Source organism: Acinetobacter sp. SH024 (assembly GCF_000163635.1).
GTDB lineage: Bacteria > Pseudomonadota > Gammaproteobacteria > Pseudomonadales > Moraxellaceae > Acinetobacter > Acinetobacter pittii.
The window spans coordinates 398,335-420,687 of record NZ_GG753602.1 but is presented as its reverse complement, the minus strand read 5'-3'; the positions used below and the strand labels follow the sequence as shown (position 1 = coordinate 420,687).

Sequence of the window (22,353 nt, the reverse complement as noted above, 5' to 3'; positions counted from 1 at the left end):
TTAAAAACTTAGAAACAAAAATAAAATTCATGGTGTAAATTTAGTGTAAAAATTTAATTACTGAAAAATAATTTAAAAATCCAGCCCATTTATGAATGGCTGGATTTTTATTTGATCTATTTTTGATAAGCTAGCTCAAAAGATCCTATTTCCTCTAAGACATACCGAATGTGGTGGCTCGTATCAATTGCAACCCATTGCGTAGGATTTCCTATAAAATTATTAATACCGTGCGCACATTCAAAGATTTTATTGTCTCCCCAACTAAAGCTTACATCTTCATAATAGATAGAATTAATTAATCTCATTGCTAGCTGCTTTCTATGCCCATGACTTCCACCATCTCTAGAAAATGGATGGCCTCTTACGACATAGTAATTTTTATCTATAGTGTAGATAATTTTTCCATTCGTATGTTGATTAATAATCTGCTTTTCTGGAGCTGGATGTCTTGCTCCATGATCTGCAAACTTCAATTTAACATTAGGGAACATGTTTCTTAAAGTCTGCCATACAACCATTTCTTTTCGAAGTACTGGACCATCCGTATCATGATCTTCAATGGCTTCTGCAACGCTTGAAGGATATGAAGCTCCACTGATAGAAATGTATTTAAAATCATATTCAGTTAATACTTCTAAAAAGTCTCTAGACTTGCTTAGCATCTGTTCAATTGTTATACGATTGACACTTACATCCCCAAAATCTAATAATATAGAACAATTATTTTCTGCTAATTTTAAATCAGAAATAATTGATTCTAGTTGTTCTTTGAAAAAATCAGGTTCATCAATATCATACATTGCCTCACCATCTAATCTAATACAAAAATAAGGAGCCTCTGGATAATTTAAATTTTTCATTGTTTGATGATAAAGACTGCTCATTTGATCAAACCAACGGTCATAACCAATTACAGGAACTACCTTTACTCCTAATGCAAACAATTTGTTATACGTATAGGTTAGGAAATGCTCACCATTCTCCAATAAAGCTTCAGATGGTTTCCAAAAATAACCATCCACTAAAGCAATATTTCCACTCCATAATTTCCCTATTTTCTCGCAACGGCTATTAATATCAACAAGTCTTGAAACCCCTTCTTTATAAATATTAGGCATTTCAAATAAAGGGTGGAAAGTTGGCTGTATTTGATATTCTAACTGCTCAGACCTAATAGGTTTTATCGCATCAAATTCACCTTGCTTCGCTTTCATGATTGGGACATATTCTGGAATTTTCATCATCTCTACTCCTCAACACTTAATAAATGAGAATTGGTTAATAATGCCTTGACCTGATATTGACCAACCAAGTCTGAAAATAAGGTGTAATTTCCCAACTCTTTTCGAATACGCCCTGCAATGATTGCTGGATGAACTCTCAACTCTTTAGCCAACTTTTCAATAGATTCTTTACTTGGTGAGATAAATGCCTCTGTACGTCTCAAAACTCCTCTTGGTATAAATGCCTCTCTTGCCAATCGATTTGCTTCAGCCTCCCTCCGATCCTCCATACTTGATGAATCTAAATCATCGAGAAATGCTTCTGTTTCATCAACATGCTTCCAAATATGTGCGCATTCATGTAGTAACGTAAACCAAAAATTATCCAATCGGTCATATCGTAAACTTAGCCCAATAATAGGAGTGCCGTCACTGTCCTTCAATGCCGCTCCATCAAGATGCGTACCCTTAAGATGAGGCTCAATGACTACAGCAATTCCATGCTTTTCTAAGTATTCAATTGCTAATATTGGCCCATGCTCAAACCAGCTTAATTGAGCTAACTCTCTTAAAAAATTACTATTTATTAAATTAGGGTCATATTTTCCTAGACTATCTTTCTTATCTCTAGCTTGGAGAATGACTCTAGCTAGCCACGCATACAGTGCATACATCGTATTAGGTGTTTGGGCATCACCAGACAACTTTCGTTTAAAAGAAGCTGAGCCGATTTGTAACCCTGATTGAGCAATATATTTTTGGATAATACTCTCAGTTGATGCTGCCGTATCAGCAAGAAATGTTTTTAACCACCCCCTATTTTTCATCTCTTTAACAGGAAATTTAGACCAATCAATATTATTTTTATCTAATGTATTCTTTGAATTTGATAAACCAATTAATGTCTCTACCGACAGTCCCAACCCTACAGATAATGCTCGGATCATATCTACGGTTAAAGCTCTTTTTCGATTAAGAACTTCAGAAACTCTACTAGTAGTACCAAAATATGGGGCCAAATCAGCTTGTTTTAACCCTTTCTCATGCATCCTAAATAGAATTGCATCAATAGGATCAGGCGCCTCTATCGGATATTGTTTATTTTCATAATCTTCTATTAAAACCGATAATAATTCCAACCGATCACTCTCAGGACTTCCTATAGCCGGATTTAGCATAATTAAAGAATGCACTTCGTCAAGATAAGCTTGATACTGCTCTCTTGTACGAATAACTTTAAATTCCATTGTTAGCACCTTTAATGTTTACAGCTTTAATAATCGCTATTCTTTGAGAAAACGCGATTTGTAGACAAATAACCCATTTAGAGTTATGTATCGAAAATTCGAAACATTGATTTTCCAAAATAGATACTTTTGGAAATTGTTTCAGAATATCTTCCGCGCCCCGCCAATGAGCATCACGTATTTCAGAGATCCAACTTATGAGCCATTTTTTAGCAAACTCACACTCAATCACTGTTATTTTTTCAAGACCTAAAAGCTTCATTTAAAAATATTCCCAATTTGGGAATAAATTACACCATTTCAAAATACAACTCAATTCCCATTTTGGTAATTATCATAAACTAATTATTGAGAACTACTTTAATTGCTTAAATATTTATCAGTGATATGGTCTTTGTTAGATTTTTTTGAAATAAAAGAATAAATTTAATTAAATAAATCAATATTTAAAGTTTGATATGTTAGATATTGAATTGACATAAGCTGCCCATAATTCCTTCATTCAAAACCTAATTTAGTCACGGTCTTTCTAACAGAATTACAGTCTGACTAACCTCTAATGATCTTAAATAATAAATAACAGTAAAAATACTTTCTGTTATAGGGATAGGTAGTCTATAGATTGTTTTATGTATGTGGACAAATCCAGACTTGTCCACATATTTAAAATTAGGAGTCACTACCTATGCGTTTGCGTTCACGACTTCTAAAATTTTTCACATATAGGCCATCAATCATTTCTTTTGGCTCTAAAGCTAAGGCGCAATTAGCTAAAGTAGCAATTGTATTATCTGTTAACTTAAAGTCATTAGGTAAGAAACCATATTCTTTCTGACGATTACATTCAATAGCTTCAAATAAAGCTCTAAAATAATCAACTAAGGAAGCTCTCTCACCTCTTGTTGCCACTTCAGTAATAGAATCAATAGCAATAGGTACGGCCATTCTTGCATCTTCAGCGATAACTTTCATTACATCATCTAACCGAGGCCAATATTTAAGATCAAACCGACCTTGGAGTTGCTTTAATTTATCTAGCAAAGATGTTCTAAAATACGGATTATTCTGAGATGCTTCACGAATTACATTACCAATGTGATAATGGGTATCTGTCATAAAGCCAGAAGTATTTATTAACTCGGATCTAGTTTCTAGGAGAGCTGCTAATTCATGAGCTTTAATAGAAATTTGCTGATTAATCTCATTCAATTTTTTCTGAGCAGCTCTAGACTTTATTACTTCCTCTGGACTATGCATTGAAGTAATTTCTACTAACAAATCTAAAAAATTTGTGAGGGCTTGATGATATTTCCCTAGTTTTGAATACAACTCACTATAAGCATGTTGTAACTCAACTTTACGCTCAAGTAACCTATCAATGATTATATTTTCACTAGGAAGTATCTTGGCTTGCGTATTAGTAGCTTTTTTATCTAATAGAATAGCTACACATACCTCTTGAGCTTTTATTTCATCTATAGACTTCATGATTTCATCTCTGTAATTGGTTCTGCTTACAGTGTAATTAGCTCAATTAAATCTGTCGGTATCTGAGTAATAACAACTTTTGTAGTACTCAGATACCTCCTTACTCATGAAAGAGTATATAAACAGTAGACTAGTTTTATTGGGAATTATATTAAGCAACTAGAGTCTAGTTAAAATTTTCCAGTTATTGATCACTAACTAAATTAGAACCAATACCACCAAAAAAAAATATAAGTGTTTGATATAAAAAATATATAAACCTTCTATATCTTTAGCCACCCTTTATTTAAGAATTTTTAATCTATAGCTAAGTAAACAGCTATTTCATCGACTACTGCTTTGGCTGTTCTAGAAACCCCAATTAATGTTGCCGATGCCATGCCTGTCCATTCACCATAACCAACTAGCCAAAGGTTGTTTATTTTTATTGAACGCCCATCATTGACAGCAACAGTCTGATTAGGTTCTATCACTCCTAGACTCCTTAAGTGATTTAGGGATGCTTTGAAGCCTGTACACCAAATCACAGCATCAACCAATTGTGTTGAACCATCCTCCCAAACAACCGAATATTCTTTAAATGCTTTAAAGGGTTCTCTGCTATGTAATACCCCACGTTCACGTGCATCTTTGACACTATCAATCATGACAATATCCCCTAGACCACCAATGGATTGATCAACTATTCGTCCCTCCTGTTGTGCCTTCAAACGTTCTGTTGCTCGAAGGAATAAAACACGCCCATCAACATCATCCGATAAAAATTGAGGAGGATTTACTGTGATCCAAATAGTGTCTGCAACTTCTGAAACTTCAGCAAGAATTTGAGCACCAGAGTTACCTCCTCCTATCACTAGAACCTTTTTATTAATAAAAGGTTCTGGATTAACATAATGTGCTGAATGGGTTTGTATTCCTTTAAATCTTTCTAATCCTTCGTAATGTGGAATATAAGGCTGACTCCATGTACCTGTAGCACTGACAACGGCCTTTGCTCGCCAATATTTATCACCCGCATATACATCTAAGCAGTCATTTTTTTTCTCAATATGATCAACATGTATAGGTCGAATGACAGGAAATTGATAGCGTTGTTCGTATGCAGATAAGTATTGAATCACCTCATTCCGCGTTGGATAAGTTTGTTCAGTTTTTGGCATCATCCAGCCCGACAACGAACTCCAAGTATTTGGAGAAAAAAGACGTAAAGACTCCCAAGCATGTAACCATGCACCACCTGCCTGATTTTGGTCATCTAAAATCACAAATGGAATTTTCTTACGTTTTAAAAAATAGGCTGTAGCAAGAGCTGCTTGTCCACCACCAATAATGACTACATCTACTTCAGCTTGTAATTGAGACAAATTATCTCTCCCTCTTCTTTATTGTCATAAACAAAATCAAAAGCCCAGCCTGTTTAACAGACTGGGCTTATTTCTTAAAACTTTCAAGTGATTGAATTAGCTTTTCAATCGTTCAATTGATCTAGATATTTTTCAGCATCTAGAGCAGCCATACAGCCTGACCCAGCTGAAGTAATCGCTTGACGATAAATGCTGTCAGCGACGTCACCAGCAGCAAAAACACCAGCTACAGAAGTTGCTGTTGCATTACCAGAAGTACCGCTTTGTACTTGGATATAGCCATCACGTAAGTTTAATTGACCATCAAACATTCCAGTATTTGGTTTGTGGCCAATTGCAACGAATAGACCATGAACCTCTACGTCTTGCTTAGACTCATCTTGAGTTGATTTAAGGCGAACACTTGTTACACCAGTATTGTCACCCAATACTTCTTCAACTTCGTGATTCCAGATAATGCTGATTTTGCCTTCTTTTTCTTTAGCAAATAAATGATCTTGCAAAATCTTTTCAGAACGTAAGCTATCACGGCGGTGTACTAGCGTTACATGTGAAGCAATATTTGATAAATAAAGCGCTTCTTCAACAGCAGTGTTACCACCACCTACAACCATTACTTTTTGGTTTTTGTAGAAGAAACCATCACATGTTGCACATGCGCTTACGCCTTGTCCCATAAAGTTTTGTTCAGACTCTAGGCCAAGATATTGAGCTGTAGCACCAGTTGCAATAATCAAAGCGTCACATGTGTACTCTTCCATGTCACCTTTTAAAACAAAAGGACGTACATTTAAGTCCACTTCGTTAATATGGTCATAGACGAGTTCTGTACCAAAGCGTTCAGCATGTGCTTGCATACGATCCATTAATGCAGGACCAGTTAAACCTTCAGGATCGCCCGGCCAGTTGTCAACTTCGGTTGTTGTTGTAAGTTGCCCACCTAGTTGTAAACCCGCAATTAAAGTAGGTTTAAGGTTTGCACGCGCTGCATAGACAGCTGCACTATAGCCCGCAGGGCCAGAACCGAGAATTATCAGACGTGAATGTCTACTTTGCATTTAGTTCTCTCCAATGTGTTACAGACTACGCTGGTTAACACGTTTAGATAATTCTTCAGCAGATTCTTTACGCTCAGAATATCGATCAGTTAGATACAGGCTTTGTCCACGCGTAAGTAATGTAAACTTATAGAGTTCTTCCATCACATCTACTATACGATCGTAATAAGAAGATGCTTTCATACGTCCATCTTCTTCAAACTCTAAAAAGGCTTTAGGAATTGAAGATTGATTCGGGATTGTAATCATCCGCATCCAGCGCCCCAAAATACGCATCTGGTTAACGCTATTAAAAGATTGTGAACCACCACTAACTTGCATAAGTGCTAAAGTTTTACCTTGCGTCGCACGTATTGCACCACCAGCCAAAGGAATCCAGTCGATTTGGGATTTAAAAATAGAACTCATAGAACCATGACGCTCAGGTGAACACCAAACCATACCCTCTGACCAAGCCAAAAGTTCATGCAATTCTTTTACTTTTGGATGTTCAGTATCGGCATCTTCTGGCAAAGGCAATCCTTTCGGATGAAAGATTTTCACCTCAGCACCAAACTCCTCCAAGATTCGTCCTGCTTCCATCACCGCTAAACGACTATAAGAACGTTCACGATTCGAGCCATATAACAATAAGATGCGTGGTGCATGATCCAGTGCTTTAGCTTGAACTTTCTCTAAAGTAGGTCGATCAAGAAGATTCATATCAACATTTGGGAGATTCATAGATTTACACCGATTCAAAATACTTTTTTCTTAGCCATAAAGAGACACTGACCAAAGCAATCAAAACTGGTACTTCAACTAATGGCCCAATGACTGTAGTAAATGCCACAGGCGATGCTAAACCAAAGGTTGCAATGGCTACAGCCAGTGCTAACTCAAAATTATTACCCGCAGCAGTAAATGAAATTGCTGTAGTTTTTGGGTAGTCATTACCCATCCACTTACTCATAAAGAAACTAATGAAGAACATTACGATAAAGTAAATTGTTAATGGAATCGCAATTCGAATTACATCCAAAGGCAGACTCACTACATCTCCACCTTTGAGACTAAACATAGCAACAATAGTAAACAGTAATGCCAATAGACTTAATGGACTGATCTTCGGTAAAAAGACATTTTGGTACCACTCTAAGCCTTTGGCGTTGACTAAGATCAAACGGGTCAAGAAACCAAGAAAAAAAGGAATACCCAAGTAAATTAATACCGCGTGGGTAATCGTCCAAAAATCCACATTGATTACTTGCCCAGCAATACCAAAATAAGGTGGTAAGAAGGTAAGAAATAACCAAGCATAAGTACTAAAGAACAAAATCTGAAAGATACTATTGAATGCAACCAATGCTGCTACATATTGGTTATCGCCGCAGGCTAAACCATTCCAAACTAAAACCATTGCAATACAACGAGCTAATCCGATCAGGATTAGTCCAGTCATATACTCTGGATAGCTATGCAAAAAAATAATTGCTAATGCAAACATTAATACAGGAGCAATAATCCAGTTCTGTACTAAAGACAAAGTTAATGTTCTTTTGTCTTTAAATACTTGTGGTAGAGCTGCATAGTCCACTTTGGCTAACGGTGGATACATCATCAGAATCAAACCAATCGCAATTGGAATATTGACAGAATCCACACTCATTTTGTCTAAAGTAACGGAAGCTTGAGGTAAGAAGACACCTATCGCAATCCCCAACCCCATCGCAATGAAAATCCATAGCGTCAGGTTACGATCTAAAAATGACAGTCTTTGTTGAGCCATGATTTTCTCATTCAATATCTGATATGTGATTGATTGCAGCAATTAATTCAGGACGAGACATATTTGCTGTATCAAGTGCAAATAAAGCATCTAAACGACGGTTGATATGGTCTACTGTCACTTGGAAAGCTTTTAATTTTTCCTCTTTAGGCAAGTCTAAATGTGATGGATCAGCCAAGCCCCAATGTGCCTTGATCGCTCCCCCCAAATAAAGAGGACAAGCTTCTTGAGCTGCTGAATCACACACAGTAATCACTACATCAGGTTTATATTGCTCACAGTCATCAATGGTTTTACTCCATAAACCTTCTGTTGAAAGACCAAGGTTTTCCAAAGTTTCAATAGTCAATGGATGCACCTGTCCTGATGGCTTACTACCTGCACTGTATGCTTTCCAGTCATGAGGAGCACGACTGTTAAAAAGCACTTCAGACAAAATGCTACGACAACTATTTCCAGTACACAAAAAAAGGAATTTCATAATCTATTACTCACAATAACTATTTATAGAAAGCGTGTTGGTATTGCTTACAACTTGACTAGATGATGTTTTTTTTAAAGTATCTAGAATTTCAAAACACCATGCTGGAAGTTGTTGATTAATGCTGTAGTACACCCATTGGCTTTGTCGTCTGTCTTGTAAGAGACCAGAAGAGCGTAATAAAGCTAAATGCCTAGAAATCTTTGGTTGACTCAGTTGTAGCTTTTCTGTCAGATCACAAACACAGAGTTCTTTATTCTCAGCAATTAAAGTGACAATATTGAGACGGGTTTCATCTGATAAGCATTTAAAAAAATTAACTTGATCCATCTTTGCTACCTATAAATTTGGATATGCAGATAATCACATACAAGAACTAAATTTTTTAATTTACTCTCTGACCATTTTCGTCGATCACTTGTTCACCATCTTCTTTAGTGAAAGCACCTTTTTGTGGTAATGGCAGAATATCCAAGACAACTTCTGAAGGACGACTTAAGCGAGTACCTAATTCAGTAACAACAAATGGTCGATTAATCAAAATAGGATGTTCAAGCATAAAACTGAGTAGTTGTTCATCACTCAAATCACTACGATCAAGCTGTAAATCCCGATAAGGATCTACATTCTGACGAATAGCCTCTCTTACTGTTAAGTTTGCATCCTGAATCAATTTAACTAATTCGTCATGACTAGGTGGTGTAATGAGATATTCAATAACGGTTGGTTCAATTCCTGTATTGCGAATCAAAGCCAAAGTATTCCGAGAGGTGCCACAAGCAGGATTGTGATAAATCTTTACATCTAATGAAGTTGTCATGAAACTGGGACCTCTAATATATTAATATCTTTATATATGAATTAGCATATATATGCAACTTCATATATGATGGTCTGCAAAATACAATCCATTAAATAAGCTAGTTAAATTTGAAAAACTGCTGTAAACAATTCATTTTAGATTAAGAATTTAGCAATAATATTAAATAAGCCAATATACGTATCAGTAAGTTTGAGAAACAAATGTGATCACTAACTTTTTATTCAGGCTAACTTCTTCAGTACACCACATTTGTCCACTGTACATAACCCATCACAAGTCTTTCTTATTTCTAATAGCTGCTGTATGAGTTTCTGCTGATTCCGAATATTTTCCTCTACATCGTTAATATGTGAATCGATAAGCTCATTCACATCAGAACAATTTAGATTAGGCAGATCCTTATAATTTAGTAATTTTTTGATTTCAATTAAGTTCATATTCAAAGAACGACAATTCACAATGAATTTCAACCGATCAATGTAATCTTCAGTATATAGTCTATAGTTACCTTGAGTTCGATCAGGTTGCGGGATTAAACCTTCTTTTTCATAAAACCGTATTGTCAGTACTGAGCACGACGTTTTCTCAGAGAGCTCTCCTATCTTCATAAACATTAGAAATACTCAAAATCCAACTTGACTCTATAGTAGCTATAGAGATTTTAATATGCAATAAGTAAAGATATGACTATGGGCACATCAATGAGTGGTTGCGGTTGTAATAAAGAAAGTTCTTGTGAAGACACTAAGCAAAATCAAAATGAATCAGAAACAAATTCTGGTAACAGTAAAGATTTAACTGCTGAAGAAAGTAAAAGCTCTTGTTGTGGTAATGAAGTACCACAACAATCTAAGCCAGATGAAAAAGATTCTTGTGCTAGTACTCAGCCATGTTCTACGCAGTCAAACTCATGTTGCACCCCAGATTCAATAAGTTCACCTGAGATAATCAGTGATAATGAGGGTGTAGCGACTTTCATCAGTGACTATAAAATCCCTAAAATGGATTGTTCCGCAGAGGAACAAATGGTTCGGATGACTTTATCTTCTTTGGTAAATGTTAAGAGGCTAGTTTTTGATTTGCCGAATCGAAACCTAAAAGTTATGCATAATGGTGAAAGTAATGAAATCACTGCAAAACTTGAAGCTCTTGGGTTTGGCGCTAAATTAAATAAAACTGAAGCCTATGTAAATAAAGAGCATGCAAAAGAAATCAGTACGTTTCTGATTCCGAAAATGGATTGCTCTGCTGAGGAGCAAATGGTTCGTATGGCATTGTCTCCAGTGAGTGAGGTCAAAGGACTAATATTTGATTTACCTAATCGGAAATTAAAAGTTTTTCATAATGATGGTCTTAATGAAATTACTAGCAAACTTGAAGCACTTGGTTTTGGAGCCAAACTTGAAAGTACCGCTGCCTCTGTGGGTGAAATGCCTGAAAAAGCAGATACGTCTGAACAAGCAAAAGTTTTAAAAATTCTTTTAGCGATTAATCTCCTATTATTCTTTATAGAGTTTATCAGTGGTTTGGTAGCTGCCTCTACAGGCTTGATTGCTGACTCATTGGATATGCTTGCTGATGCCACAGTGTTTGGTATAGCACTGTTTGTTGTTGGTAAAAGTGTAAAAAAACAATTAAAAGCAGCGCATCTTTCAGGCTGGTTACAGTTAATTCTCGCTACTTCTGTAATTGTAGATGTTGTGCGTCGGTTCATTTATGGTAGTGAGCCAGAGTCTTTCTTGATGATTGGAATTGCTGCTTTAGCGCTAATTGCCAATTTTTATTGTATATACCTAATGTCTCATCAAAAAAATGATGGTGCACACATGAAGGCTAGTTGGGTCTTTTTATCCAATGATATCATAGTCAATTTTGGTGTGATTTGTGCAGGGATACTAGTTGCTTTGACAGGTTCCGCATATCCAGATCTTGTTATAGGAATAATTGTTTCACTTTTCGTACTTAACGGTGCTCGAAAAATTTTGGCATTGAAATAAGAGTATTAAAAATGAATTTATTCCAAGTTAAACCAAACGAATTTGTCAAAATTGTTGACCTAAAAAAAGGTAACCAATATTTAGATAAAAATGATCCAGTTCTCGAACGACTTGAATTGTTAGGTTTCAGAATTGGTGAAACTTTACAAGTTCTAGCTAAGGGACTTTTCGGTGGTGATCCAGTATTGGTTCAAATTGAAACTTCTCGATTTGCGTTAAGAAAGAATGAAGCTGAACGAATTTTTGTAGAGATTGTTTCAAATGAACAGTAAAAATATTGCACTTATTGGTAACCCAAATTGTGGGAAAACATCTCTCTTTAATACTTTAACAGGTACTCGTCAAAAAGTAGCTAATTATGCTGGTGTTACTGTTGAGCGGAAAGAAGGTTTTTTTAAACTACCTTCTGGTGAATCAGTTCGAGTTTTAGATTTGCCCGGCACATACAGCTTAAAGCCTACGAGTCTAGATGAAGAGGTAACAAGGGCTGTATGCTTAGGTGAGCTTGAGGGTGAGGTTCTACCTGATATATATGTATGTGTGGTTGATGCCACTAATTTACATTTACATTTAAGTCTTGTGCTTGAAATAAGGGCATTGAATCGACCAATGCTTCTTGTTTTAAATATGATGGATGAGGTCAAAAAGCGTGGTATTTCGATAGATATTAATAAGCTATCAGAATTGTTGGGTATCCCTGTTATTGAGGCTGTTGCCGTTAAAACTAAAGGCGTGCAAGAACTACTAAATCAATTAGATCAAAAAAATCTATTTGTCACTCCTTATCATTCTGATCTGAATCATTTTGATCAGATTAAAAATATTACTAAACAGGTAATTTTAAAAAATGATAACGGTGATGCAAGAACAGCTTTCTTGGATAAAATTTTCTTACATCCTGTACTTGGTTTAGTCATCCTAACGCTTACCATGTTTGTCATGTTCCAAGCCGTTTTTATCTGGGCACAACCTTTTATCTCATTAATTGAAAATGCAATTGCTTGGTTAGGTAATACAATTGGCCCGCTTATTACTCATCCATTACTTAGAAGTCTTATTGTTGATGGGGTAATCGCTGGATCGGGTAGTGTTTTGGCTTATATGCCGCAGATCCTTATCTTATTCTTCTTTATTTTAATTTTAGAAGAATCAGGTTATTTGCCACGAGCAGCATTCCTTTTGGATAAATTAATGTCCAAAGCTGGTTTAAGTGGACGTTCCTTTATTCCACTATTGTCTAGTTTTGCCTGTGCTATTCCTGGTGTCATGGCAACACGAAGCATTAGTTCGGAAAGAGATCGTCTAGCAACCATTATGATTGCGCCATTAATGACTTGTTCTGCAAGATTACCTGTTTATGCTTTGCTAATTGCGGCATTCATTCCAAACAAATTAGTTTATGGTTGGTTGAGCCTACAAGGTTTAGTTCTTTTTGGACTATATATGGCTGGAATTGTTTCAGCATTATGTGTTTCTTTATTTTTGAAACTAGTTAGAAAAGATAAAACAGAAAGTATTTTTATCTTTGAGTTGCCTACTTATCGATTGCCAGATATTCGAAACGTTGCATTAGGACTTTATGATCGAGCTACGATCTTTCTAAAAAGAGTTGGTGGTATTATCGTAGCATTATCTATATTGCTTTGGGTGTTGGTTACGTTCCCTCAACCACCTGAGCATGCCACGATGCCTGCTATCAACTATAGTTTAGCTGGACAACTTGGACACATTATTCAGCCTATATTTGCACCTATTGGCTTTACTTGGGAAATCTGTATCGCATTAATTCCTGCTATGGCTGCAAGGGAAGTTGTCATTGCTGCTTTAGGTGTAATTTATGCTATGTCTGGAGATGAAGATACTGTAACTCAAACATTGTTGAGTCAAATCTCTGGTCCTGATGGTTGGGGGCTAGCTACAGGGATGTCATTATTAGTTTGGTACATTTTCGCACCACATTGTCTTGCAACATTAGCGACCATTCGTCGTGAAACTGGTAGCTGGAAACAGCCTGTTATTATGGCGACTTACTTATTTGGGCTTGCGTATTTCTTTGCCTTCATTACATATCAGCTTATTAGTAGACTTTAATCAAAATAAGAATATTTCATAAAGAAAAATGGATGCCTTCGCATCCATTTTTCTTTTAAGTATCAAACTGATTATGAGCTTTTTTTCACAGCAACAATAATCTGACTCTCACCCTCTATTTTTAATTCGAAGTCAACCTTTTCCCCTACAGTTAAACCATTCAATAATGCTGGATCTGCAACTTTAAAGCCCATGGTCATTGCAGGCCATTTAATTGCAGGAATTGCTTCATGGTCGAGTGTTAGAATATTTTCTTTCGTATCAATAGCAGTAATCACACCAACAGCTTGAGCTGTTGCAACTGTAGATGACTCTTTACTCATCTGCTCCATCGGTGCTTCCGCTTTCTTTTGCTCTGATGCCTCATTTTTGCTACATGCACTTAACGCAGCAACAGTTGCAACAAGAGCCACAATTTTCATAAATTTCAACATAATAAAACCTCTTTTGACGAAATAATAAAACTATCAATTCTTTGATAGTTTTCTTTTGATTAAAAGCTGATATGCCGCAGGGATAACAAACATAGATAAGAGAGGGGCTGAAATCATCCCCCCAACCATAGGTAAAGCAATACGACTCATTAATTCAGAACCTGTTCCAGTCCCCAACAGAATAGGGATTAACCCCGCCAAAATGACAGCGACTGTCATTGCTTTAGGGCGAACACGTAGCACGGCTCCTGTATGAATTGCCTTATTGAGTTGTTGCTCTGTTAAGGATGCCGTTGAAGAAGATAGGCTTTGCTGTGCATGCTCAATTGCTTGCTTTAAATAGAACAACATGACTACACCAAACTCTGCGGCAACACCAGCAAGTGCAATAAAACCAACAGCAATCGCAACCGAAAAGTGATAATCACTCAAGTACATAGCCCAAATACCACCAATCAAGGCAAAAGGTAGTGTTGCCATAATCAGAACAGCATCTTGTACTTGCCTAAAAATCAAATAGAGCAATAGAAAAATGATCATCAAAGTAATTGGAATAACAACTTTTAAGCGAGCATTCGCACGCTCCATGAACTCAAACTGTCCTGAATAGCTAATGCTCATGGCAGAAGAACGTTTTACTTTTTGGTCTATGGCCTGCTTCAAATCTTGTACAACCGAAGCTAAGTCACGTCCTTGTACATCGACATAGATCCAACCACTTGGACGGGCATTCTCACTTTTAAGCATTGGCGGCCCATCTGTAATTTGAATATTAGCAACACTACTCAAGACTATTTGTTGACCAGATTCAGTTAGAATCGGTAAATTTCTTAAGGCTTCCAGTGAATCTCGAATCTCTCGTGGGTAACGTACATTAATGGGATACCGTGCCAAGCCTTCAACAGTTTCACCAATATTTTCCCCGCCAATCGCTGATGAGACGATTTGCTGTACATCTTTAATATTGAGACCATATCGCGCAGCCTGCATACGGTTAATATCAACATCAACATATCGACCACCTGTGAGCCGTTCAGCTAAAGCTGAACTAACACCGGGCACCTGTTTAGCCACTTGTTCAATTTGCTGTGCTACCCGATCAATATCTTGCAGATCATTTGCTGAAACCTTAATCCCGATTGGACTTTTCACCCCAGTTGCCAACATATCAATCCGGTTACGGATAGGTGGCACCCAAATGTTTGTTAAACCCGGTACTTGGACTGCCTTATCTAGTTCTTTTATCAATTTGTCAGGTGTCATACCTGAACGCCATTCAGACCGTGGTTTGAACTGAATCGTGGTTTCAAACATTTCTAATGGTGCAGAATCTGTGGCTGACTCTGCGCGACCAGCTTTACCGAATACTGTTGCAACTTCAGGAACGGTTTTAATCATTCGATCAGTCTGTTGGAGTAGCTCAGAAGCTTTTGCTGCGGACAATCCCGGTAAAGCTGAAGGCATATACAGTAAATCACCTTCATCCATATTGGGTAGAAACTCCCCACCTAACCGTGTTAAAGGGAAAAGACTAATAAGGAAAATTAGCAATGCACCAAGTAAAATTGTCTTTGGATGAGCTAAAACCTTATCCAACATAGGGCTGTATATTTTGATCAGAAAACGGTTCAGTGGATTACGCTGTTCAGAAGGTAATTTCCCTCGAATCCAATAACCCATTAAAACGGGAATCAAGGTAATGGATAAACCTGCTGCTGCTGCCATTGCATAGGTTTTAGTAAATGCCAGTGGTGAGAACAAGCGACCTTCTTGTGCCTGTAAAGTAAAAATAGGAATGAAGGATAAGGTAATGATGAGTAGACAGAAAAATAAAGTTGGCCCGACCTCACTGGCAGAACGTGTAATGATGTTCCAACGGACTTGTGCTTCCAAGACTTGCTCAGGATGTTCGTGTTGCCAAGTTTCGATATGCTTATGTGCATTTTCAACCATTACAATTGCGGCATCGACCATAGCGCCAATCGCGATAGCAATACCACCCAACGACATGATATTGGCATTTAGCCCTTGATAATGCATCACCAAGAAAGCAGATAAAATCCCAAGCGGCAAAGAAACAATAGCCACCATTGCTGAACGTAAATGCCAGAGGAATAGTCCACAGACTAAAGCCACCACAATAAACTCTTCAATTAATTTATGGCTGAGATTTTCTACTGCTCTATCAATCAATTGACTGCGATCATATACAGGAACAACTTGTACACCTTTCGGTAGACTTTGTTGTAATTCAGCTAGCTTCGCTTTCACAGCAGTAATCGTTTCACGTGCATTTTTACCTGCTCGTAAAATCACGACACCCCCAACCGTTTCACCTTGCCCATTCAATTCACTGATGCCACGACGCATTTCTGGACCAAGTTGAATAGTTGCAACATCACCTAAAGAAACAGGAACACCGAAACTATTTGTTCGTAAAGGAATTTGGCGAAAATCATCTAAAGTTTTTAAATAACCAGAAGCCCGCACCATATATTCCGTTTCAGCCATTTCCAGAACTGAACCACCAGTTTCCTGATTAGCTTTTTGAATCGCCTCAATGACATTGTTTTGTGTGACACCTAAAGTAGCCATCTTGCTTGGGTCTAAGACAACCTGATATTGCTTAACCATTCCCCCAATTGTGGCAACTTCAGCCACGTTAGGTAATGTCTTCAGTTCATACTTTAAAAACCAGTCTTGTATGCTTCTCAGCTCCGAAAGATCATGCTGTCCTGTTGGGTCTACTAATGCATATTCATAAACCCAACCAACGCCAGTGGCATCTGGTCCCAATGAAGATTTCGCATTTGCAGGCATTTTCCCTTGAATTTGATTTAGATACTCCAATACACGAGAACGGGCCCAGTAAAGGTCAGTATGTTCATCAAAGATGACATAAACAAATGAGTCACCAAAAAAAGAATAACCGCGAACAGTTTTAACACCGGGCACCGATAACATGGTTGTTGTTAAAGGGTAGGTCACCTGATTTTCAACAATTTGTGGTGCCTGACCAGAAAAATTAGTTCGAATAATTACTTGTACATCAGACAAATCTGGTAATGCATCGACCGGAGTATTCTTTACGGCCCAAGTTCCCCAAGCAGCCAGAATTAAAGCGGCCAACAGGACAAATACACGATTTGCAATTGAAAAACGAATAATACGGGCAATCATAATCGTCCTCCCGTTTAGTTCTTCATAGATGTCATAGACATCTTGGAAATGTCAGAAATAACGTAAGTATCTCTAGCATGTGTAAAACTAAAACGGACCTGATCGCCTTGCTGAATTTGGGTAAATGGTTGCACTGGTTGTTTAAAGCTCATAGTCATAGCCCCCCAACCCAACTCAGGAATCGCCTGATGTGAAATGGTAATGTCTTGAGCTGTGACTTTTTCAACTTTACCAATGCCTTGATATATTGATGTCTTAACCACTTGAGATGAAGTCTTCGATTGTCCAGTGTTCAGCTTATCCAATACACCTTGTAAATTTGCTTCAGAATCAATCAGGAATTGCCCTGAAATTACCACCTTCTGACCAGCTTTCAACCCTTTTAGAATTGCAATTTTATTGCCATCACTTTGACCTAACTGTACTACAACAGGTTCAAAACGCCCTTGCTCATGTCCCACAATGACAACGTTCCGAGTACCTGTACGTATAACAGCTTGCTCTGGTATAACTAAATTGCTTTGTGGGTTGTTGGAGAATTTAACGGAAGCAAACATTCCCGGCTTGAGCAATCCCTCTCTATTGGGCAACTCAATACGAACTTTTATGGTTCTACTCGTGCTATCCAAAGTTGGTAAAATATCAATGACTTTACCGGACACTATTTGAGGATATGCAACAAAAGTAGCTTCAACTTTCATTCCCCGTTTTATCCCGGCAATTTGTGCTTCTGGAACAGATGCTTCTAACCAGATTGGGCTTATCCCCTTGATGGTGACAAGCGTTTGCCCCATAGCTAAAGCCATTCCATTGCGGACTTCTAACGAATCAATAAATCCACTTACAGGTGCACTTAAAGTCATATTGGATTGCACTCGATGTGTCCGCTCGACTTGATTAATCACATTTTGTGGGATTCCTAAAAGCTGTAAACGTTGTCGGCTTGCCTGAATAAGAGAACGATCTCTTGTTCGGAGTACAGCTAGAAATTCAGTTTGTTCTCCTGTCCATTCAGGTATTGAAATATCAGCTATGGGACTGCCTTGCGTCACCATATCCCCAACAGCATGTCCGTACACTCGTTGGACGAAACCACTTGCTCTTGTTTGTAAAATAGCTACCTGTCGTTCATTGGTCTGCAATATACCATTGGTTAACAAAGTATTTCCCATCACAGCTTGTTCGACTGAAGCATAACGAATTGCTAAATTTTGTTGGAGGGATGGATCAATCTTAACCGCAGGATAACTGTCTTCAGTCATCGTAGTATTTTCATCTGCATATTTAGGAACCAGTTGCATGTCCATAAATGGCGATTTCCCCGGTTTATCAAAATGCTGTTCAGGCTTCATTGGGTCGTACCAATACAACACTTTGGCAGCCTGTTGCGGACCTGATTGAGGATTGTATTTCTGATGTGCAATCCAGTATCCAGCACCACCACCCGCAGCCAGACTAATTACCGCAACGCCCATGACAGTAACTGCTAATTTATTTCTTAACATTATGGCTGCCCCTCAACATGGTTTAAGGTCGGTTCTTCAAAGGCATAATAAAGTTGGGCTTTAGTCACAGCCTGTTGCTGTTGGAGATCAATGAGACGCAAACGCTGTTCTAAAAGAGCTTGTCGAGCAGCAATAACATTAGACAAATTACTTTTACCTGCTTGATAGCTTGCCAACTGTAAACCCACTTTTTGTTTAGCGAGTGGAATACTTGTTTGCATCGCACGTCTAATTTGCTGATCAAGTGCATCAAGATCGGATAACCCATCATCTAGCATAGTGAGATGGTCACGGTATTGGACTTCTTGATCGGCGGTAATCCTGTTTTGTTCGGCTAAAGCTGCCTGAATGAGTGGACTACTACGTCTTTTTGAAAAGACAGGAAGCTCTGTTGTTAGTTGCACCCCGATCATATCGCCAAATTCGGGTGCTCGATGCTGATAAGCAAGTTCAATACCCCAATCTGGTTTCTGTAAAGCCTGAGCTTGCTTCAGTTTTGCTTCAGCAGTTTGCTTTTCTGCCTGAAATGCTTTTAATTCAGGATGTTGATGCAAATGATGATATAGCTTTGATGTATCAAGGTAGATAGATGGTGCTTGGTCAGGTAAGGTTTCAATTTGAGAGAGATTTTCAGTAGGTTCTGCACTGACTAACCGATGCAACTCTAACTTGGCTTTATTTAAATCACGAAGTAAATCATCCTTCTGGTCAAGCAATACCGTGGCTTCTTGTCTTGGATCAAGTGCATCGGCAATGATTGTACGACCAGAGATGACCTGTGTTTGAGTAATTTGAGAAAGTAATCGATTCTCTGAAAACAGTTCATCATATAGTGCTAATTTACGTTCAAGATAAAAGCGCTTAAGCCAAGCAGATGCGACTTTCTGACGTACCTCAATACGCAGAATCTCAGTTTGAGCATTGGCCGAACCTAGTTCAGCTTTTGCTAAATCGACCTCAGCTTGTCTTTTGGCACGATTTGGAAAATCTTGCATCACGCCAATTTTTTGCATAGTCATACCTTCGCGTGTGACTGACCATGCGGCATCGCCGGATACAGGGTAATTATCTAAACCTACAAATAATTTAGGGTTGGGTAAAATACCTGAAGCTGAAACCATATTTTCAGCCCCTTCAATCCTTGCACTATTTGCTCTTAGGGTAGGTGCATATTGCTCAGCAAGCTTCATAGCTGTATTCAAAGTTAATGGCTCAGCATAAGCCTGACCATAGACCAGACAGAAACAGATAGTAGCTATTGGCCATCTCTTACGATGAGATTGCTTTTCTTTATAAATATTCATATTTTTTGCTCTAAAATGTTTACGCGCACGCGCAGAACATTCATAGAAAATTCTATGAATGATAGAGGACTATCAAATTAGTTAGAGCGTGGAGGCTTCCATAAACCCGAAGGGTATGGAGAAGGAAGATTTTGATCTAAAGAGTAAAAAGCTGAGCGCTCTATAGGAAAGGAAACCATTGAGTGCAAAATACCCTGAACGTCATTAGCATATACAAGCTTGGTAAAAGACATAATGCAATCTTGTTCAGACAGACAGGATGGATCATGCAGAGTTTTTTTGGACTTTGCTTCTCCTTTCATACAATCAGTATGCATCATATTCTGATTTTTCGACTCTTCCATTTGCATGGATTGCATCTGTTCAGATGGCATTAAACATCGTTTATGTACAGACGAGGCAACAGCAGCCGATCCTACTAACAGGATAGCAAACGATAAAAACAGCGATAGGCATGTTTTTAACCACTGCATAGACATAGACCAAATTTTAAGCTTTTTTAGTTTTACAGAATTGAATCGTAATAGCAACAATTTCATGAATAGTAGCCGAAACTACTATTCATGATTTCAAGTTATAGTATTTTAAAATACCAATTCGATGCCTGCACCATATTTCCATCCTTTTTCGGACTCAGTTGCTTCTTGCACGTTAGTTGCTTTTTGTCCTTTTTCATATTGGTAAGCAACATCCACAAAAGGTCTGACTCTTTTAGTGACTTCATATCGGGTTTTAATACCGGTTTTTAGTTCAGACAAACCTGATTTTGCAGCATAGTTAGAATCATCGCTAAATACAGCATCTACTTCAAGATAAGGTTGTGTGATCAATTTCTGGGTTAACAGGAAATCACGCTCGACTTCTAAGCTTGCCCCCCAAAAATTATTCTCACCACCGTACAAATAAGCTTGGGTTTCAAAGAAATATGGAGCTAATCCCAACACGCCAACAACACCATCAACCCGATCGCTGTTGCTGTTATTTTTATCTTCACTGTATCTCACCCCAGCCTGTACATCCCAAAAGGGTGCTACATTACGGCTATAAAGCGCAGATACATCATATTTTGGATCATGACTTTCTGCTTTATCCAAATTTGCTTCAATAAATAGGCGATTTTCATCTGTACCTATCAATGTTTCAATTTTCGATCCTAAAGCACCTTTGCCATCTTCATCCACAGTCCACTCATTCTCAAACTTAGTCATTTGGAAAACTTGTCCACCATGTTCTTTCAGATGTTTATCATGATTTCGGTTATTAGAAGTTTCGGCTTCCAGGCCTATACCATTATCTCCATCATTACCAGAAGTTGAATTTTGGTAAGTATTACGATCAACATAACCTAATCCACCAGGCTCTTTTAACAGCATTTTCATACTCTCGGACTGAGAGGATTTAGTACTACTATCCATGCTTTGAACAGCAGTATCATTTGCAAAAGCTACACCTGATAATCCAATTAAAGCTATAGATAAAAATGTCTTAGAATATATTTTTTTAGTGGTGCGCATGTTGATTTACCCCCTTATCATTAGTATTAGGTTGAGCAACAACATCTTTCGAATCAGTACTATTACTATCGACATTTGCCACAATAAGTTTATTCATCATTCCAGCAGACATGTGATAGAGCAAATGGCAATGGATAGCCCATTCACCTAACTCATCAGCCGTTAATAAAGTTGTAACTGTTTTACCTGGTGGAACAATTACTGTATGTTTATTCGGCATATTGCTAGGATCTTGGCCATTTTCCAGTTGCATAAACATGCCATGTAAATGCATTGGATGAGCCATCATACTATCGTTAACAAATTTCAAGCGTATACGCTCACCATATTTCACTTTAAATGGTTCAGTTTCATTAAACTTCTTACCATTAATTGTCCAAATATAGCGCTCCATATTTCCACCTAAGCGGATTTCAATTTCACGTTCTGGAGCACGGGTATCTTTTTGGGGGGTTAAAGATTGTAAATCACTATATTGAAGTGCTTTTAGACCAGCTGGTGTTGATGCATTCGCCCATCCGTAAACCACTTGATCAGATCCAGAAGAGCTTACTGTTTTTGAAGGCATATCATGATCCATACCTTTCATTGAAGACATATCATGATCCATACCTTTCATTGAAGACATATCATGATCCATACCTTTCATTGAAGACATATCATGATCCATACCTTTCATTGAAGACATATCATGGTCCATTCCTTTCATTGAAGACATATCATGATCCATACCTTTCATTGAAGACATATCATGATCCATACCTTTCATTGAAGACATATCATGATCCATTCCTTTCATTGAAGACATATCATGATCCATACCTTTCATTGAAGACATATCATGATCCATACCTTTCATTGAAGACATATCAT

22 protein-coding genes are annotated in these 22,353 nt (G+C 37.7%); 3 read left to right on the top strand and 19 right to left on the bottom strand.

Features of this window, described 5'->3' with window-relative positions; genetic code table 11:
* Positions 1 to 116: 116 nt before the first annotated feature.
* The 12 genes from HMPREF0013_RS18495 to cadR form a co-directional block, all read right to left on the bottom strand.
* Positions 117 to 1,247 (bottom strand): beta family protein, encoded by a 1,131-nt coding sequence (locus HMPREF0013_RS18495; protein WP_000975797.1) that lies wholly within the window; start codon positions 1,245 to 1,247, stop codon positions 117 to 119.
* A gap of 2 nt (positions 1,248 to 1,249) precedes the next feature.
* Entirely contained in the window at positions 1,250 to 2,473 is a 1,224-nt protein-coding gene (locus tag HMPREF0013_RS18490) for an ImmA/IrrE family metallo-endopeptidase (protein ID WP_000394712.1), read from the bottom strand.
* Entirely contained in the window at positions 2,463 to 2,735 is a 273-nt protein-coding gene (locus HMPREF0013_RS18485; RefSeq protein ID WP_000770669.1) for a type II toxin-antitoxin system HigB family toxin, read from the bottom strand. Before HMPREF0013_RS18485 ends, HMPREF0013_RS18490 begins: the two co-directional genes overlap by 11 nt.
* 407 nt (positions 2,736 to 3,142) lie before the next feature.
* Positions 3,143 to 3,961 (bottom strand): hypothetical protein, encoded by an 819-nt coding sequence (locus HMPREF0013_RS18480; RefSeq protein WP_000835370.1) that lies wholly within the window; start codon positions 3,959 to 3,961, stop codon positions 3,143 to 3,145.
* A 296-nt stretch (positions 3,962 to 4,257) separates the two neighbouring features.
* A complete protein-coding gene (locus tag HMPREF0013_RS18475; protein ID WP_002132853.1) occupies positions 4,258 to 5,325 on the bottom strand; it encodes an ArsO family NAD(P)H-dependent flavin-containing monooxygenase in 1,068 nt (355 codons plus the stop codon).
* Positions 5,326 to 5,429: 104 nt separating this feature from the next.
* The gene (trxB, locus tag HMPREF0013_RS18470; protein ID WP_001191832.1) at positions 5,430 to 6,383 is read right to left on the bottom strand and encodes a thioredoxin-disulfide reductase; all 954 of its coding nucleotides are present in this window, start codon (positions 6,381 to 6,383) and stop codon (positions 5,430 to 5,432) included.
* 18 nt (positions 6,384 to 6,401) lie between these two features.
* Positions 6,402 to 7,106 (bottom strand): arsenical resistance protein ArsH, encoded by a 705-nt coding sequence (gene arsH, locus HMPREF0013_RS18465; RefSeq protein WP_001052988.1) that lies wholly within the window; start codon positions 7,104 to 7,106, stop codon positions 6,402 to 6,404.
* A gap of 4 nt (positions 7,107 to 7,110) precedes the next feature.
* A complete protein-coding gene (arsB, locus tag HMPREF0013_RS18460) occupies positions 7,111 to 8,151 on the bottom strand; it encodes an ACR3 family arsenite efflux transporter (protein WP_000068658.1) in 1,041 nt (346 codons plus the stop codon).
* A 7-nt stretch (positions 8,152 to 8,158) separates the two neighbouring features.
* The gene (locus tag HMPREF0013_RS18455; protein ID WP_000670223.1) at positions 8,159 to 8,632 is read right to left on the bottom strand and encodes an arsenate reductase ArsC; all 474 of its coding nucleotides are present in this window, start codon (positions 8,630 to 8,632) and stop codon (positions 8,159 to 8,161) included.
* 6 nt (positions 8,633 to 8,638) lie between these two features.
* Positions 8,639 to 8,962, bottom strand: coding sequence for a metalloregulator ArsR/SmtB family transcription factor (locus tag HMPREF0013_RS18450; protein WP_000373080.1), 324 nt, complete (start codon positions 8,960 to 8,962; stop codon positions 8,639 to 8,641).
* Positions 8,963 to 9,017: 55 nt separating this feature from the next.
* Positions 9,018 to 9,452 carry an arsenate reductase (glutaredoxin) gene (gene arsC / locus HMPREF0013_RS18445; RefSeq protein ID WP_000213577.1) on the bottom strand — a complete coding sequence of 145 codons (435 nt, stop codon included), beginning with the start codon at positions 9,450 to 9,452 and terminating at the stop codon, positions 9,018 to 9,020.
* 224 nt (positions 9,453 to 9,676) lie between these two features.
* Positions 9,677 to 10,069 (bottom strand): Cd(II)/Pb(II)-responsive transcriptional regulator, encoded by a 393-nt coding sequence (cadR, locus tag HMPREF0013_RS18440; RefSeq protein WP_000480874.1) that lies wholly within the window; start codon positions 10,067 to 10,069, stop codon positions 9,677 to 9,679.
* A gap of 75 nt (positions 10,070 to 10,144) precedes the next feature.
* On the opposite strand from cadR, the gene HMPREF0013_RS18435 reads away from it, so the two are divergent.
* The 3 genes from HMPREF0013_RS18435 to feoB are packed head-to-tail and all read left to right on the top strand — an operon-like array spanning position 10,145 to position 13,543.
* Positions 10,145 to 11,452 carry a cation transporter gene (locus HMPREF0013_RS18435; RefSeq protein WP_000537300.1) on the top strand — a complete coding sequence of 436 codons (1,308 nt, stop codon included), beginning with the start codon at positions 10,145 to 10,147 and terminating at the stop codon, positions 11,450 to 11,452.
* Between the two features lie 11 nt (positions 11,453 to 11,463).
* Positions 11,464 to 11,724, top strand: a complete 261-nt coding sequence (locus HMPREF0013_RS18430; protein ID WP_001048218.1) for a FeoA family protein — start codon at positions 11,464 to 11,466, stop codon at positions 11,722 to 11,724.
* The gene (gene feoB, locus HMPREF0013_RS18425) at positions 11,714 to 13,543 is read left to right on the top strand and encodes a ferrous iron transporter B (RefSeq protein ID WP_001086233.1); all 1,830 of its coding nucleotides are present in this window, start codon (positions 11,714 to 11,716) and stop codon (positions 13,541 to 13,543) included. Before HMPREF0013_RS18430 ends, feoB begins: the two co-directional genes overlap by 11 nt.
* A gap of 71 nt (positions 13,544 to 13,614) precedes the next feature.
* Here feoB and HMPREF0013_RS18420 read toward each other — a convergent pair whose 3' ends face one another.
* The 7 genes from HMPREF0013_RS18420 to HMPREF0013_RS18390 form a co-directional block, all read right to left on the bottom strand.
* Positions 13,615 to 13,977 carry a copper-binding protein gene (locus HMPREF0013_RS18420; RefSeq protein ID WP_000911302.1) on the bottom strand — a complete coding sequence of 121 codons (363 nt, stop codon included), beginning with the start codon at positions 13,975 to 13,977 and terminating at the stop codon, positions 13,615 to 13,617.
* Positions 13,978 to 14,010: 33 nt separating this feature from the next.
* Positions 14,011 to 17,157, bottom strand: a complete 3,147-nt coding sequence (locus tag HMPREF0013_RS18415; RefSeq protein ID WP_000561666.1) for an efflux RND transporter permease subunit — start codon at positions 17,155 to 17,157, stop codon at positions 14,011 to 14,013.
* A gap of 14 nt (positions 17,158 to 17,171) precedes the next feature.
* Positions 17,172 to 18,662 (bottom strand): efflux RND transporter periplasmic adaptor subunit, encoded by a 1,491-nt coding sequence (locus HMPREF0013_RS18410; protein WP_000945698.1) that lies wholly within the window; start codon positions 18,660 to 18,662, stop codon positions 17,172 to 17,174.
* Positions 18,662 to 19,966, bottom strand: a complete 1,305-nt coding sequence (locus tag HMPREF0013_RS18405; protein WP_001028920.1) for a TolC family protein — start codon at positions 19,964 to 19,966, stop codon at positions 18,662 to 18,664. Before HMPREF0013_RS18405 ends, HMPREF0013_RS18410 begins: the two co-directional genes overlap by 1 nt.
* A 77-nt stretch (positions 19,967 to 20,043) precedes the next feature.
* Positions 20,044 to 20,505, bottom strand: coding sequence for a hypothetical protein (locus tag HMPREF0013_RS18400; protein ID WP_000771473.1), 462 nt, complete (start codon positions 20,503 to 20,505; stop codon positions 20,044 to 20,046).
* 45 nt (positions 20,506 to 20,550) lie between these two features.
* On the bottom strand, positions 20,551 to 21,480 hold the full coding sequence (locus HMPREF0013_RS18395) for a copper resistance protein B (protein WP_001260874.1): 930 nt from the start codon (positions 21,478 to 21,480) through the stop codon (positions 20,551 to 20,553).
* The coding region (locus tag HMPREF0013_RS18390) for a multicopper oxidase domain-containing protein (RefSeq protein WP_029767077.1) at positions 21,467 to 22,353 on the bottom strand (887 nt) is incomplete at its 5' end. The genes HMPREF0013_RS18390 and HMPREF0013_RS18395, both read right to left, overlap by 14 nt.

Bases quoted from the DNA above. Each gene is read 5' to 3' on its own strand.
- HMPREF0013_RS18490 (WP_000394712.1), bottom strand. From the start codon at position 2,473: ATGGAATTTAAAGTTATTCGTACAAGAGAGCAGTATCAAGCTTATCTT.
- trxB (WP_001191832.1), bottom strand. From the start codon at position 6,383: ATGCAAAGTAGACATTCACGTCTGATAATTCTCGGTTCTGGCCCTGCG.
- cadR (WP_000480874.1), bottom strand. From the start codon at position 10,069: ATGTTTATGAAGATAGGAGAGCTCTCTGAGAAAACGTCGTGCTCAGTA.
- HMPREF0013_RS18450 (WP_000373080.1), bottom strand. From the start codon at position 8,962: ATGGATCAAGTTAATTTTTTTAAATGCTTATCAGATGAAACCCGTCTC.
- HMPREF0013_RS18420 (WP_000911302.1), bottom strand. From the start codon at position 13,977: ATGTTGAAATTTATGAAAATTGTGGCTCTTGTTGCAACTGTTGCTGCG.
- arsC (WP_000213577.1), bottom strand. From the start codon at position 9,452: ATGACAACTTCATTAGATGTAAAGATTTATCACAATCCTGCTTGTGGC.
- arsB (WP_000068658.1), bottom strand. From the start codon at position 8,151: ATGGCTCAACAAAGACTGTCATTTTTAGATCGTAACCTGACGCTATGG.
- HMPREF0013_RS18415 (WP_000561666.1), bottom strand. From the start codon at position 17,157: ATGATTGCCCGTATTATTCGTTTTTCAATTGCAAATCGTGTATTTGTC.
- HMPREF0013_RS18405 (WP_001028920.1), bottom strand. From the start codon at position 19,966: ATGAATATTTATAAAGAAAAGCAATCTCATCGTAAGAGATGGCCAATA.
- HMPREF0013_RS18495 (WP_000975797.1), bottom strand. From the start codon at position 1,247: ATGATGAAAATTCCAGAATATGTCCCAATCATGAAAGCGAAGCAAGGT.
- HMPREF0013_RS18400 (WP_000771473.1), bottom strand. From the start codon at position 20,505: ATGAAATTGTTGCTATTACGATTCAATTCTGTAAAACTAAAAAAGCTT.
- feoB (WP_001086233.1), top strand. From the start codon at position 11,714: ATGAACAGTAAAAATATTGCACTTATTGGTAACCCAAATTGTGGGAAA.
- HMPREF0013_RS18480 (WP_000835370.1), bottom strand. From the start codon at position 3,961: ATGAAGTCTATAGATGAAATAAAAGCTCAAGAGGTATGTGTAGCTATT.
- HMPREF0013_RS18485 (WP_000770669.1), bottom strand. From the start codon at position 2,735: ATGAAGCTTTTAGGTCTTGAAAAAATAACAGTGATTGAGTGTGAGTTT.
- HMPREF0013_RS18395 (WP_001260874.1), bottom strand. From the start codon at position 21,480: ATGCGCACCACTAAAAAAATATATTCTAAGACATTTTTATCTATAGCT.
- HMPREF0013_RS18455 (WP_000670223.1), bottom strand. From the start codon at position 8,632: ATGAAATTCCTTTTTTTGTGTACTGGAAATAGTTGTCGTAGCATTTTG.
- HMPREF0013_RS18410 (WP_000945698.1), bottom strand. From the start codon at position 18,662: ATGTTAAGAAATAAATTAGCAGTTACTGTCATGGGCGTTGCGGTAATT.
- HMPREF0013_RS18435 (WP_000537300.1), top strand. From the start codon at position 10,145: ATGGGCACATCAATGAGTGGTTGCGGTTGTAATAAAGAAAGTTCTTGT.
- arsH (WP_001052988.1), bottom strand. From the start codon at position 7,106: ATGAATCTCCCAAATGTTGATATGAATCTTCTTGATCGACCTACTTTA.
- HMPREF0013_RS18430 (WP_001048218.1), top strand. From the start codon at position 11,464: ATGAATTTATTCCAAGTTAAACCAAACGAATTTGTCAAAATTGTTGAC.